Here is a 14,759-nt window from a genome sequence, read left to right on the forward strand (position 1 = left end):
TGAAAAATACAGTTCTTATCATTATAGACTTACAAAATGATTATTATCCAAATGGAAAATTTCCATTATTTAATATGAATTCTGTTGGTAAAAGCAGCATGGAAGTTTTAGCTGCCGCACGGCAACATCATATTCCAGTCATCCATATACAACATCAGTTTCCCATGAAGGATGCACCCTTTTTTGTTCAGCATACTGAAGGGGTGAAAATTAATAAGGATGTAAAACCATTGGATAATGAAATATGTATTACAAAAAATTATCCTAACGCTTTCAAGGGAACGGAATTGAAGTCCGTTCTTGATAGACATAATTATAAAAATCTTATCGTTATAGGTGCCATGTCCCAAATGTGCGTTGATGCGACAGTCAGGACAGCCTTAGATTATGGATATCAGGTGACATTGATCCCTGATTGTATTGCGTCAAAAGAAATAACCTTTAACGATGTTGAAGTGCCTGCGCCAAAGGTTCATGCTGCAATGTTATGGATATTATCTTTTGCTGGTGCCAAAATAATGCCCAAAGATGAATTTTTGGCACATCTATCTTAAATGAAAATGAATTACGATATATTATTATGTTTGACCGTTATCTAAATACGATTGAAACAGTGATGGCTAATAATCATGCTGTTTTTATGGGAACATCTCAAGCAGTAACTTTGCTCTATCTGGATTATAAAATTTCATCAAAACAATTTAAAATTGCTTTGGAAAATTACATAAATAAAAATCCATTACTGCAACAAAAACTGGTCATTCAGAATAAAAAATGGTGTTTGCAGAAAAATTCTCATCCCGTTTCTAATTTTGAAGTTTATAGATACGAGGACAGAATTAAAGATTTTGATTTGATTCTTGAAAAAGAAGTTAATAACATTCTTGATTATAATCAAGTTTTATCAAAACTGAAAATTATCTATCCTGTCCAGAATAAAGGTTGCATAATTATCCTTACTCAACATCATGCAATCATGGATACCTATTCAGCAAAAAAAATTCTTAAAGATTTAATAGATTCAATTTCTATTGACGAAGAAGAAAAATATTATGAGCATTTTCCTGTATGGAAATATTTCAATGCAAAAGAGGTGGCCGATTGCGATATCCGTCAAGTTCATAAACCTGACAATGATTTTTCACAGGCTTTGAAAATCTTTGATAATCCCTTGCCTCTAAAATGGACCGCTGTTGATACATGGATCATTAACCCATCGCTCTTATCATCCATGGAATATTATGCGAAGAAATTGGATTGTAGACTTAATTCCCTTTTGACTGTCATTTATTCAATTGCTGTAATGAAACTTTTAAATATTAATAACATTAATACTTATAGTGCAGTAACCTACCGTAAAAATAACGATTTGATGAATCAATTGGGTTGTTTATTGGATGTTGTGAATATCAATGTAAAAATCTGGGATATTGATGATTCAGTCAGGAGATTTGAAAGGGAAATAAGTTATATTAAGAAACACTTATCCAAGGAACTGGAAACAACCAGCCAGATTCTTGCGGATGCAAAAAAACAAAAGCTGTCTTTTCAAAAGGCTGTAAGATTGTGCGAAGGATTGGGATTCACCAATAGTGGTAGAACAGATACCTTAAAGTTTGAAAATGATATAAATGTTCTTGCCTATCGGTCCGTTGCCAATCGCACATCTGGTGCATTGTTATTTACGTATCATATGTCATTTCATAAGGGAAGTTTGATAACAAGTGTTTTAACATCGCAATTGTTACTGGATAAAAAATCCATTCAGTTATTTATTCAAAATATCAATAAATACATTAAAATAATTGATCAGAGAGTGAAGTTGATGAAAGCTCAGGATTAAATCTATCTTGAACGGATTTTATATTTGTTTCGATAATCTCTTGGGGTGAGACAGGTGATCCTAATAAAATTTTTTCTGAACGAACTTGAATTAGCATAACCAAGATTCCATGAAATTTGTTCAATAGGCATATCGGTTGTTTCAAGAAGGCCTTTGGCATATTCAATGCAAAAATTCTGTATGTAATTTTTTGGAAGCAGTTTGGTGGCTTTTTTAAAACGTCTTAAGAAAGTTCGTTCTTCAAGCCCCGATTGAATAACAAGATTTTTGACGTTTATATCATGAATATCTGCATTCATGAGCCAATATTGCGCCTTAAGGATAGCTGTATCATTATGATCCAGTTTTGGAAAAAAAGACATATATTGATTTTGAAGATCTCTTGGTGGATCAACATTCATGAATTGAGTCGTTTTTAGCATTATATGATGGCCAAAAAATTTTTCTACAATATATAATCCAATATCGACCCAGGACATGATTCCACCACTAGTGATAAGAGTTTCGTTATCAACCAGAAGTTTGCTTTTATTTACAATGATTTTTGGAAATTTTTTTTTAAGGGTATCAGCATATAACCAATGGGTTGTGGCTTCCTTTCCATTCAACAATCCCGTTTCAGCTAGAATAAATGTTCCAACACAGATTGCCGCAATTATGGATTGTTGAGAATGATGATGTCTAATAAAATTAATTATTTCGCCAATATTATCCGGTGTATGGATTCCGCTCATACAGGGAGGAATAATGATCACGTCTTGTTTGGCTAGAAAATTTGTAAAATCGTGATCGTTGGAAATTACCTTGACCTGAATTTTTTTAAATGAGTTACACGCATATTCTGCCAGATTAAATAAATCAATCAAACCGTTGATAGCTGTCTGTTGATGATCTGAATAGGAAATAATTACAATTTTTAAGTTAAATTGATTCGTCATCATGGATTAAAACCAAATTTGTAGGGTATCAATTACCCTACAAAATAAATTATTGATTTAAAAGTGGTTTTAAAAAAACGCCTGTATAACTATTTGGTGACTTGGCAATTTGTTCTGGTGTTCCTGTTGCCACGATTTCACCACCGCCACTTCCACCTTCAGGTCCGAGATCAATAACCCAATCAGCGGTTTTGATAACCTCCAAATTATGTTCGATAACAATAATGGTATTTCCCTGATCAACCAGTGTATGTAAAACCTCCAGTAATTTACGTACATCTTCCGTATGTAGTCCTGTTGTGGGTTCATCAAGAATGTATAGGGTTCTTCCCGTTGCCCGTCTTGCCAGTTCCTTGGAAAGTTTGATACGCTGTGCCTCTCCTCCTGAAAGGGTGGTGGCCTGTTGTCCAAGATGAATGTAGCCAAGTCCAACCTGTTTTAGTATGTTTAGACGATCGTAAATTCTGGGAGCGGATGAAAATAATGGTATGGCTTCATCTACTGAAAGATTTAGGATATCGGCAATGGAGTGGCTCTTGAATTTGATTTCCAACGTTTCCCGATTGTATCTTGCTCCTTTACAGGTATCACAGGTAACGAACATATCTGGAAGAAAATGCATTTCAATTTTTATGACCCCATCTCCTTGACAGGCTTCACATCGTCCGCCCTTTACATTAAAGGAAAAGCGTCCTGGCTTGTAACCTCGTGCACGACTTTCCGGAAGCTCTGCAAACCATTCTCTAATTGGTGTGAATAAATCTGTATAGGTTGCCGGGTTGGAACGGGGGGTGCGTCCAATGGGGGATTGGTCTATGTCAATGATTTTATCAAGTAGTGGAATATTCTTGATGGATTTATATGGAGAGGGTACAGCATTCGAACCCATCAATTGTCTGGAAAGGGCTTTATAAAGCGTATCAATGATCAGGGTGGATTTTCCACCCCCCGAAACACCTGTTACGGCGATAAAGGTTCCAAGGGGAAAATCAACAGTAACATTTTTTAAATTGTTACCTGTTGCGTTACACAGTGTTAATATTTGTTTTTTATTCATTTTCCTTCTTTTTTTGGGAATGGCAATGAATTTTCGGCCACTCAGATAATCGCCGGTAAGGCTGTCCGGATTTTTTTCCACTTCCTTGGGTGTACCCATGGCAACGACATGTCCCCCCATGATGCCAGCCCCGGGTCCCATATCAATAAGATAGTCAGAAGCCTTGATCGTGTCTTCGTCATGCTCAACAACGATCAAGGTGTTTCCAAGGTTTTTTAAACGATCAAGAGTGCCGAGCAACCGTTCATTATCCCGCTGATGTAATCCGATTGACGGTTCATCCAGAACGTATAAAACCCCTGTCAGTCCAGATCCAATTTGACTGGCCAGACGAATGCGCTGGCTTTCACCTCCAGATAGTGTGGCTGAACCTCTGGATAATGTAAGATAATCAAGACCGACATCATTGAGAAATTTCAAGCGATCAATAATTTCTCGCAGAATTCGATGGGCAATTTCTGCTTTTTGAGGGGATAGAGTTTCTTCAACACTGGAAAACCATTTTAATGCTTGATGGATGGGATAATCTGCAATTTCTGCAATGTTTTTATTGTTTATTTTGACACATAAAGCTTCGGGTTTAAGTCGGGCGCCATGACAAGCGTGACAAGGATAATCCGCCCGAAAGCGATTGAGATCTTCCCTAATGATATGACTGTCAGTTGAATGATAGCGTTTATCAAGATTTTTGATCACCCCTTCAAAAGGTTGAGTTACAGTATAGGATTTTTTTTCATCATGATAGTGAATCGGAATTTTTTCATCTGTACCATATAGAATGGCATGTTGAATTTTTCCAGGAATTTTTTCCCATGGCGTGTTGATTTTAAAATGAAAATGTTCGGCTAGACTTGCCAAAGTTTGTTGATAATAGGGCAGTGAAGTATTTTTCCATGCTGAAATAGCCCCTTGTTCCAGTGAAAGTGCAGGATTGGGAATGATCAGGTCTGGGTCGAAAAAGCTTTCAGTCCCGATACCGTCACATACTGGACATGCACCTTGGGGTGCATTGAAGGAAAAAAGTCTTGGTTCAATTTCTTCAAGAGTAAATCCGCTTTCAGGACAAGAATAACGTGATGAAAAGCTTAAATGAATTGATTTTCTTTTTTCATCTTTACGTAAGATCTCCTCCACTTGTGCAAGACCATCGGAAAGGGATAAGGCTATTTCAAAACTATCTGCCAATCGATTTTCTATATCCTGTTTAACGATAATGCGATCAACAACTACCTCGATCGTATGTTTAAGTTTACGATTCAATTCCGGCGCTTCTGAAATGTCATATAGTTTCCCGTCAATTTTAACCCGTGTAAAACCCTTGCGTTGAAGTTCCGCAAGCTCTTTTCTGTATTCCCCTTTACGACTTCGTACAATGGGGGATAACAACATCAATCGGGTGCCTTCGGACAATTCCATCACTCGATCAACCATCTGGCTGACGGTTTGTGCTTCAATTGGTAATCCCGTAATCGGTGAAAAAGGGGTTCCTGCGCGTGCCCATAACAGGCGCATATAATCATGAATTTCAGTAATGGTGCCAACTGTTGAACGTGGATTGCGGGATGTTGTTTTTTGTTCGATTGATATCGCGGGAGACAGCCCCTCAATGGATTCAACATCGGGTTTCCCCATTAATTCCAAAAACTGGCGTGCATAGGCTGAAAGGCTTTCAACATAACGTCTTTGTCCTTCCGCATATATAGTGTCAAAAGCTAAAGAGGATTTTCCCGATCCGGAAAGGCCCGTGATAACCGTCATCTTGTTTCTGGGAATATCAACATCAATATTATGTAAATTGTGGACTTTTGCTCCACGCACTTTAATATGGGTAAGCGCAGTCGGTGATTTATTTTTCATGATATGATTGTTATATGGTTTTGTATCTTGTGATTACTGTTTTAAAAAAATTACAGGATGGTATAGAAAGAATATAATTCTTTTAAAGATGGAAAAAAAGTAAAGATATAGCATTTTTTACTATAAAGAAATGAGGATAAAATGGCAGGAAGTGTTAATAAGGTGATTTTGGTTGGAAATCTTGGACGAGACCCTGAAGTTAGAAGTGCGCAAACAGGTGCTAAGATAGTTACTCTCGCAATTGCCACAAGTGATACATGGAACGATCGTCAGACTGGTGAACGTAAGGATCTGACAGAATGGCATAGAGTGGTAATTTTTAATGAGCGTCTTGCTGATGTTGCAGAAAAATATTTACGTAAGGGTCGCAAGGTTTTTATTGAGGGTATATTGAGAACCCGGAAATGGACTGATCAGCAAGGTGTTGAACGGTATAGCACAGATGTGGTTGTTGACCGATTTAGAGGAGAACTGGTTTTATTGGATAGCGCGCGAAGTGGTGGAGATTCAATGGATAATTATGGTTCGGAATCTTCATTTACACCACCACCTGCTGCGGCCCGTCCAGCCAGTAATGCGTCATCTGGTAATAGATCCAATTCCAGTTGGGATGCTTCCATGCCTGGTAATAATGATTTGGATGATGAAATTCCCTTCTAAGTCTATCGATGAAGTTTTGATCACTGGAATATTATTGATGTCATTGGTTTGATAATAACTTGTATATTTTTAGTGATCCGCACTCTAACTAAATATAAACAGAATGTTATAAAAAAAGATACGATCTTATTATCGTGACGTGATAATATTAGATCTAAATAGTAAATCCTTTTGTATTTTTGTTTTTAGCAAGCTTTTGATCATAAAATTATTTATTTTCTTTCCACTATAAAACTTATAAGTTTTACTCTATATTATAGGGATATTATTATTTAAGGGTTATTTTGCAAAGATCATAAGACATTCTTACGTTGTAACCTGATTTAAAGTTATTTGTTTGTAGATTAGTTTATAATTAATTAAATGATGGATCTGCCTTGACCGATTTACCAGAAAATACTTCATCCTTTTCAACCGATATTACCCCTGTTACCGTTGAAGAGGAAATGCAAACCTCTTATCTGGCGTATGCCATGTCTGTAATTGTCAGTCGTGCTTTGCCGGATGTCAGAGATGGGTTGAAACCCGTTCATCGTCGAATTTTATATTCAATGTTTGAAAGTGGTTTGACCCCTGATAAACCTTATCGTAAATCTGCCCGTGCTGTTGGGGATGTGATGAGCAAATATCATCCGCATGGGGACTCATCAATTTATGATGCCATGGTAAGAATGGCACAGCGTTGGTCTATGCGGGTAGGTCTGGTTGACGGTCAGGGGAATTTCGGGTCTGTTGATGGCGACTCTCCAGCAGCTATGCGTTATACAGAGGCACGTCTGGGGAAACCTGCCATATTTTTATTGGAAGACATAAATCAGGATACAGTTGATTTTCAGCCAAATTATGATGAAAGCGAGCAGGAACCTGTTATCTTGCCCGCAGCCTATCCAAATCTCTTAATAAACGGTGCCTCGGGTATTGCGGTGGGAATGGCGACGAATATACCGCCTCACAACCCTGGAGAAATTATCGATGCTACCTTGGCATTAATTGCCAATCCAGACATGGATCTTGCACAATTAATGCAAATTGTACCTGGTCCAGATTTTTCCACTGGCGGTATCATTCTTGGACGTTCAGGTATTCGTAATGCATTTGAAACGGGACGTGGATCAATACTGGTGCGGGGACGTGCCAGTATCGAGGAAATTCGCAAGGACAGGCAGGCCATTATTATCACCGAGATTCCCTTTCAGGTAAACAAAGCGACTTTACAAGAGAAAATTGCGGAGCTTGTACGTAATAAGCAGATTGAAGGTATCTCCGATATCCGTGATGAAAGTGATCGTTCTGGTATGCGGGTGGTCATTGAAATCAAACGTGATGCTACCGCGGAGGTGGTCTTAAATCAATTATACCGCTTTACCCAGCTACAGACGACTTTTGGTGTGAATATGCTTGCATTAACCAATGGAAAACCTCAGTTGCTGGGATTGAAAGATGCGTTAAATGCCTTTATCTCCTTCCGTGAGGAGGTGATTTTGCGTCGGGCGCGATTTGAATTAAGAAAATCTAGGGATCGGGCGCATCTATTGTTGGGTCTGGTTATCGCGGTTGCTAATATAGATGAAGTTATCGCTTTAATCCGCTCGGCTCCGGATACGGTAACAGCTCGTGATCAATTATTGAATCGGTCCTGGCCTGCGGAAGATATCCAAAGTCTTTTAAATCTTATCCAAGATGAAGGTAATACATTAAAAGACGGAAGGGTTTATCTCAGTGAAGTGCAGGTTCGCGGTATTCTTGAGTTGAGATTGCAACGGTTAACCGGTTTGGAACGTGAAAAAATTCAAAGTGAACTAATGGAAGTTTCAAAACGGATTGAGGAATTGCTAGAAATTATTGCGAGTCATTTGCGTCGTATGGAAATTATGCGTGATGAACTTGTTCGTGTAAGATCTGCAATTGCCTGTGAAAGAATGACCGATATTGTCGATTATGAAGGCGACCAAACTGATGAAAGCCTGATTGAACCAGGACAGATGGTTGTAACCATAACACGTGATGGATTTATCAAGCGTACCCCACTGGACACTTTTCGTTCTCAAAATCGTGGGGGTCGTGGCAGAACTGGGGCCGGAAGACGTGGAGATGATATAATTACACGATCCTTTAACGCGCATACACATCAATGGGTAATATTTTTCTCTTCTGGAGGAAAGGCGTACCGTGCAAAAGTTTGGCATTTACCAGAAGCCAGCCCAACGTCAAAAGGTAGAGCATTAGTCAATTTATTGCCTGATTTAGGAAATGATGAGGTGACAACAGTATTACCTTTGCCTCAGGATGAGGAATTGTGGTCAGACTTGCATCTTGTGTTCGCCACCTCATCCGGAAACGTCAGGCGTAATCGCCTGAGTGATTTTGGAAATATACGTTCTTCCGGTTTGATTGCCATGAAACTAGATGAACATGAACGGCTTATAGGGGTTGCTACCTGTCAGGAAGGTCAGGATGTTCTTTTGGCCACCAATAAAGGTCGGGCTATACGTTTCCAGATTACCGATAGTTCTTTGCGCGTTTTTTCCGGACGTGGAAGTACCGGTGTTCGTGGTATCAAATTGGCTGATAATGATGAGGTTATTTCCTTAACTGTCTTAAATCATGTTAATATTTTAACTTCTGAACGACTTGATTATTTACGTTACAGTAATGCGAAACGACGTGCGGAAAATGCCGAAACCAGTGATGATGAAACGATTGTTGAAAGTGAAGATCCATTTGAGGACGAAGTTGAAAATAATGAATCTGCTGTAGAGTTGACAACAGGACGCTTAAGCGAGCTACAACGGTCTGAGGAAATTCTTCTGACGGTAACCAATGCCGGTTTTGGTAAACGGACTTCCGCTTATGAATATCGAGTAAGTGGTCGAGGCGGATTGGGTATTGCTAATATAAATCTGACGGGCAAGAACGGGGATGCCGTTGTTGCAACATTTGCGGTGTGGGAAAATACAGATGTAATGATGGTGACGGACAAGGGACGTTTGATTCGCGTGCCAGTTAACCAGATACGGATTACATCAAGAACAGGAATGGGGGTAACTTTATTCCGTATTGATGAAGGGGAAACGGTCAGTAGTGTTTTTCCTGTGATTGATAATTCTGATGACAGTGATGAAAATCAGACAGACACCGATTCAGCCTTATCAGAAGATAAGGATGAATAGGGAATGCCGAGAATAGGATTTTATCCAGGCACATTTGATCCTATAACGAATGGTCATATTGATATTATTAAAAGGGCCGTTCGTATTGTGGACAAATTAATCATAGGGGTCGCTTTAAATGCAAATAAGCAGCCCTTATGGTCTTTGGAAGAGCGTGTGACATGTATTCATGAAGCCCTGATTGAGGAATTTGGTGAAGTCTGCAAAATCTTAAACCATAGCGGATGCGATATTGATGTTATCGGCTTTGACAATCTTCTAGTTGATTGTGCAAAAAAATATAATGCGCAAATTCTTATACGCGGTTTAAGACAGGCAACAGATTTTGATTTTGAATTCCAGATGTGTTTAATGAATCAATGTTTGGATCCAAACATCGAAACGATTTTTTTAGTTGCCACTGAACAAAATCGGAGTATAGCTTCAAGATTTGTAAAAGAAGTGGCTTTGTTGGGCGGGGATATATCATCCTTTGTTCCAAAATCTACTTATAACAGGTTTCAGAAGATGTTCTTGAAATCGTGAAATAACAAATTATTCATGTAAATAAAGTGAAAAAATAATGGAAAATGATAAAAAACTATCAGCAGATACAATTCATATGAAATTGAAGGATGGAACGGTCATTATAAAATTGCGTCAAGATCTTGCACCATTGGCAGCGGAACGTTTGGTCGCGTTGACGGAAAGTGGATTTTACGATAATACCCCTTTCCATCGTGTTATAGAGGGTTTTATGGCTCAGGGAGGCGATCCAAGTGGTACAGGTACCAAAGGGAGTGACTTGCCAGATTTGCCCGCTGAATTCACAAAAAAAGAGGGTTTTCGTCGTGGTACAATAGGCATGGCACGTACAATGGATCCAAACAGTGCCAACAGTCAGTTTTTTATTATGTTTGAAGAGGCACCGCACTTGAATGGTCAATATACCATTGTTGGCGAAGTTATCGAGGGAATGGAATATGTAGATCAGATTAAAAGGGGAACCGGGGCAAATGGTATGGTTCAGGATCCGGACCGTATTGTTCGAATGGTTACAGTTTCATAACTAAATTTTTTAAAGAAAATGAAAAATAGTGGTTGACTTCTTTGCGAATAACCACTATTTCAATGCTCACACCGCAAGAAAACAGCGGACTTTCTAAGAGCCGGTAGCTCAGTTGGTAGAGCATTCGACTTTTAATCGAATGGTCGAGGGTTCGAATCCCTCCCGGCTCACCATCAAAGAATGATGGATATCAAATCCCCTTATAATTCAGTATTTTAAACGTATGTAAATATAATACAAATATATGTTTATGACGTTGTCAATATTTTCACAACAATTTTAAAAAATATTTTAAATTAATTTTTTTAACATAGATAAATAGATAATTTCTTTAATATGGTATAATTTTTTGTATTATATTATTTTCCTTTTGAAAAAAGAAATAATAGTTAAAAAAGTATATTTTTTCTAGTTTTTGTAAGGCTTAATGCATCCAGATTTGTAAAGTTTGGATTGATCTGCCTCTTGCAGTATGATAAATTGGTAACAATTATTTGATAGTGCTTCAGTCGAGTTCTTTGTTCTTTCTTGAGGCACATATTAAAAAAATTGATAGCAAAAGTATTGGATATAATTTTTGCAAATAAATAGTTAAATCATTATCAGGAGAAATTCATTGGTATACACTGTTGGTCAATATCTTGCCACACGGCTTGCCCAACTTGGGTTAAACCATGTTTTTGCAGTAGCGGGTGATTATAACCTTATACTATTAGATGAACTGGAAAAAGTTTCAGAATTAAAACAGGTTTATTGCAGCAATGAGCTTAATTGTGGATTTGCAGCCGAAGGGTATGCTCGTTCACGTGGACTGGGAGCTGCCGTTGTAACTTTTAGTGTTGGTGCATTTAGTGCATTTAACGCTGTTGGGGGTGCTGCAGCTGAGAATTTGCCTTTAATCTTGATTTCTGGTGCACCTAATAACAATGATTATGGCAGCGGACACATTTTACACCATACAACGGGTCATTATGACTATTCATATCAGCTTGAAATGGCCAAATATATCACGGTTGCGGCTGTCTCAATAACACATGCCGATACAGCGCCAGCCTTGATTGACCATGCAATTCGTCAGGCTTTATATCATCAGAAACCTGTATATATCGAATTATCTTGTAATATTGTTAATTTGCCTTGTGCAAGACCGGGACCAATCACCAGTCTGACCTATGAGAAAAGTAGTGATGTTGATTCATTGGAGGCTGCAGCAAAAGCTTGTCTGGAAAAAATCAACAATGCCAAAAATCCTGTTATTGTAGTTGGCAATAAAACACGTGCTGCAGCTGCAGAAAAAGAAGTGATTGCATTGGCCAAACATTTAGGATGTCCTGTGGCCACTATGGCGCATGCGAAAAGTTTCTTCCCTGAGGAAGATCCTCATTATATTGGAACTTTCTGGGGTGAAATCAGTTCACCTGGTGTCGAGGAATATGTTAAGAATTCCGATTGTCGTATTTATGTTGGCGCGGTATTCAACGATTATTCAACGGTTGGATGGACTTCCCATTTATACGATGAGGATAAGGATATTCTATTTTCTCCGCATCATTTACGTGCAGCAAAAACAGAATTCAGCGGTTTCAAACTAAAAAACATTCTAAAACACATCATACCTCTTATCAAAAAGAATTCAACTGCATTGGAAGCTTTCAAGGCTAAGCATCATGCTGAAAAAGCTGCTGTCGTTGCAGAAGGTAATGCACCTTTAACAACAGTTGAACTAACCCGTCAAATTCAAGGAATTATTGACAATAATACAACGATTTTCCTTGAAACAGGGGATTCATGGTTCCATGGTATGCATTACAAGCTTCCTAATGGAGCTCGTGTTGAATCAGAAATGCAATGGGGACATATTGGCTGGTCTGTTCCGGCAATTTTTGGTTATGCAGTCAGTGCCCCTGAACGTCGAAACATTGTGATGGTCGGTGATGGTTCATTTCAATTGACAGCTCAAGAAGTTGCTCAAATGATTCGTCATAATTTGAACGTCATTATTATCTTGATCAATAACCAGGGTTATACGATTGAGGTCAAAATTCATGACGGTCCTTACAATCGTGTTAAAAATTGGGATTACGCGAATATCATCAACACGTTTAATGCCGAAGATGGTCATGGACTTGGTTTGAAAGCTAAAAATGGCGCAGAATTGGCTGATGCGATGAAAACAGCGCTTAATCATAAACAAGGTCCGGTTTTAATCGAGGTTGCTATTGATCCTCAAGATTGTTCTCCTGATCTTGTTGTTTGGGGCAAGAAAGTTGCCAAGGCGAATTCAAGACCACCACGTGAAAAAAAATAAAATCATCAAATAATTTAGTATAAAACCTTTTCATGATTGTTTAATGAAAAGGTTTTCTTGTTTAGATATTTACCTAAAAAGTTCGTCCACAGGCTTGTTAAGATAGACCGGTAAAACCTCCTGTGGGGTTCCATCCATTTTCAAAAATCCCTGTTCCAACCATATGATCCGATTGCACCATTTTATAAGAATTTGCGGCGAATGAGTTGAAATAATTAAAATTTGTGATTTTTTTACGATATTTTCCAATCTGTGCGTGGCTTTGAGCATAAATCCTTCATCACCTGTCATGAACCATTCGTCCATTAATAGGATTTGTGGATCAATTGCAGTGATGAGACCAAAACCCAATCGCAAATTCATGCCAGAACTGTAGGTTTTTACCGGTAAGTCAATGTAGGGTCCTAATTCAGAGAATTCAATGACCTTTTCTTCGATTTCATTCATCTGCTTACGGGGAACACCATCAATATAACATCTTAATCGTATATTTTCTCTTCCTGTTAATTCAGGATTCATTCCAACTGATGGATCTAATAATGAGCTAATATGACCTTCAATACGAAGATGACCGCTTACCGGTTCATAAATTCCTGACATCGTACGTAAAAGAGTTGTTTTTCCGGCACCATTTGTACCGATCAAACCTACTCTTTCTCCACCCTTAATGCTAAAGCTTATATCGCGTAAGCTTTGAACATAAATTTTTCTATGTTTGTCTTCGCTAAGACGTCCAGAAAGGAAAATATTGGTGATTTTTCGTAAATTACGCATATTTTCATGATATAAAGGAAAAGATATATAAAGATTTTTTACGGTAATACTGGGCATGATATCTAAATCCAGTAGGGAATGCGAAAACGTGTTTTACTGAAAATGAAAATTGCGGTTACCCATAATATCAGGCTGTAAACAATCGCAGCAAACCAGATAGATGAAGACACATATTCTCCAAGAATGGGTGCGCGCACAATTTCAAACAGAGGGTAAAGTGGATCCAGAAGCATATAGTTTTTGTTGAAATGAATGAAATTAATCTTCCAGATAATGGGAGTTATAAAAAACAAAGCTTGCATTATACTGGCTATAATAGGTGGAACATCTTTGAATCTGGTGCCTAGAATACCGATCAATAAACAAATAGCCAAACTATCCAGTGTCCATAATATACCAGAGGGAATTAAAAGATATAGGGTATAGGGCACGACCTTTAGAATGCAGAAGACAATTACAATGACTAATAGGTTATGGATAAGGATTAGGAAATTACTGATGATACTTCGCCATGCATATACGCTGTAGGGTAGACGTGTGGATAAAATCAATTTCTCAGAATTGGTAAATATTGTGCAGCTATCAATTGTTAAAGTGCTTATAAAAGTCCATAAAACCACGGAAAGGGAAACATAGGGAAGATATTCATGAATATTAATGTGTAAAAGATATGCATAAAGAAAACCAATAGTCGCAATTTTGCTTCCCATTATAATGGTGATCCAAAAAGGTCCCAGAATTGATCCCCGATAGCGTAATTTAATATCTGTCCAACCCAATTTACAATTTAACCTCCATTTCATAAATCCTTCCAGAATATCCAACACGGCAAGTTTGATATTTTGTGAAAACTTTACAGGGCCAAGATCAAGGATCGGTTCTTTTGGTAAAATCTGATTATTATTTGACATTGCAAAGTCCGTATATTCATTGGCGATTAAATAATAAATAAAATTAAAATATAGTGTTTAAAATTGCTTTTCAAACAAAAAAACAGCATTGATCGTCTTCAAAATAATTGCATCAATACTTTATAATACTTTTTATTTATGAATATATTTAATGATTATTTATAATAATTGTTAATATTGTAACAATAATAAT

The 14,759-nt window shown here is 37.8% G+C and carries 11 protein-coding genes and 1 tRNA gene; 8 read left to right on the forward strand and 4 right to left on the reverse strand.

Going from position 1 to position 14,759, the window contains the following annotated elements; translation table 11 throughout:
* Both U0839_RS06280 and U0839_RS06285 read left to right on the forward strand, forming a co-directional pair.
* The coding region (locus U0839_RS06280) for a cysteine hydrolase family protein (RefSeq protein WP_413550306.1) at nt 1–554 on the forward strand (554 nt) is incomplete at its 5' end.
* 26 nt (nt 555–580) lie between these two features.
* Entirely contained in the window at nt 581–1,843 is a 1,263-nt protein-coding gene (locus U0839_RS06285; protein WP_155565272.1) for a hypothetical protein, read from the forward strand.
* A gap of 2 nt (nt 1,844–1,845) precedes the next feature.
* Here U0839_RS06285 and U0839_RS06290 read toward each other — a convergent pair whose 3' ends face one another.
* Together U0839_RS06290 and uvrA are read right to left on the reverse strand one after the other, a co-directional pair.
* Nucleotides 1,846–2,784, reverse strand: coding sequence for a GlxA family transcriptional regulator (locus U0839_RS06290; RefSeq protein WP_155565273.1), 939 nt, complete (start codon nt 2,782–2,784; stop codon nt 1,846–1,848).
* 46 nt (nt 2,785–2,830) lie between these two features.
* The gene (gene uvrA, locus U0839_RS06295; protein WP_413550307.1) at nt 2,831–5,695 is read right to left on the reverse strand and encodes an excinuclease ABC subunit UvrA; all 2,865 of its coding nucleotides are present in this window, start codon (nt 5,693–5,695) and stop codon (nt 2,831–2,833) included.
* 141 nt (nt 5,696–5,836) lie between these two features.
* Here uvrA and ssb point away from each other — a divergent pair, with 141 nt between their 5' ends.
* The 6 genes from ssb (at nt 5,837) to U0839_RS06325 (ending at nt 12,881) form a co-directional block, all read left to right on the forward strand.
* Nucleotides 5,837–6,355 (forward strand): single-stranded DNA-binding protein, encoded by a 519-nt coding sequence (gene ssb / locus U0839_RS06300; RefSeq protein WP_155565275.1) that lies wholly within the window; start codon nt 5,837–5,839, stop codon nt 6,353–6,355.
* Nucleotides 6,356–6,732: 377 nt separating this feature from the next.
* Entirely contained in the window at nt 6,733–9,525 is a 2,793-nt protein-coding gene (gyrA, locus tag U0839_RS06305) for a DNA gyrase subunit A (protein ID WP_155565276.1), read from the forward strand.
* Between the two features lie 3 nt (nt 9,526–9,528).
* Nucleotides 9,529–10,050: a pantetheine-phosphate adenylyltransferase gene (gene coaD, locus U0839_RS06310; protein WP_110438841.1), complete on the forward strand. Its 522-nt coding sequence runs from the start codon at nt 9,529–9,531 to the stop codon at nt 10,048–10,050.
* Between the two features lie 37 nt (nt 10,051–10,087).
* The gene (locus tag U0839_RS06315) at nt 10,088–10,573 is read left to right on the forward strand and encodes a peptidylprolyl isomerase (protein ID WP_155565277.1); all 486 of its coding nucleotides are present in this window, start codon (nt 10,088–10,090) and stop codon (nt 10,571–10,573) included.
* A 97-nt stretch (nt 10,574–10,670) separates the two neighbouring features.
* Nucleotides 10,671–10,746 (forward strand) — tRNA-Lys (locus U0839_RS06320).
* 443 nt (nt 10,747–11,189) lie between these two features.
* Nucleotides 11,190–12,881, forward strand: a complete 1,692-nt coding sequence (locus U0839_RS06325) for an alpha-keto acid decarboxylase family protein (protein ID WP_155565278.1) — start codon at nt 11,190–11,192, stop codon at nt 12,879–12,881.
* 69 nt (nt 12,882–12,950) lie between these two features.
* On the opposite strand, the gene U0839_RS06330 is transcribed toward U0839_RS06325, so the two are convergent.
* Complete coding sequence (locus U0839_RS06330; RefSeq protein WP_155565279.1) at nt 12,951–13,712, reverse strand: ABC transporter ATP-binding protein; 762 nt, start codon at nt 13,710–13,712, stop codon at nt 12,951–12,953.
* Between the two features lie 5 nt (nt 13,713–13,717).
* Entirely contained in the window at nt 13,718–14,566 is an 849-nt protein-coding gene (locus U0839_RS06335) for an ABC transporter permease (RefSeq protein ID WP_155565280.1), read from the reverse strand.
* Nucleotides 14,567–14,759: the final 193 nt, after the last annotated feature.

The sequence above is a fragment of the Commensalibacter sp. A3DC genome (assembly GCF_047307945.1).
In the GTDB taxonomy this organism is placed as follows: Bacteria; Pseudomonadota; Alphaproteobacteria; order Acetobacterales; family Acetobacteraceae; genus Commensalibacter; species Commensalibacter melissae.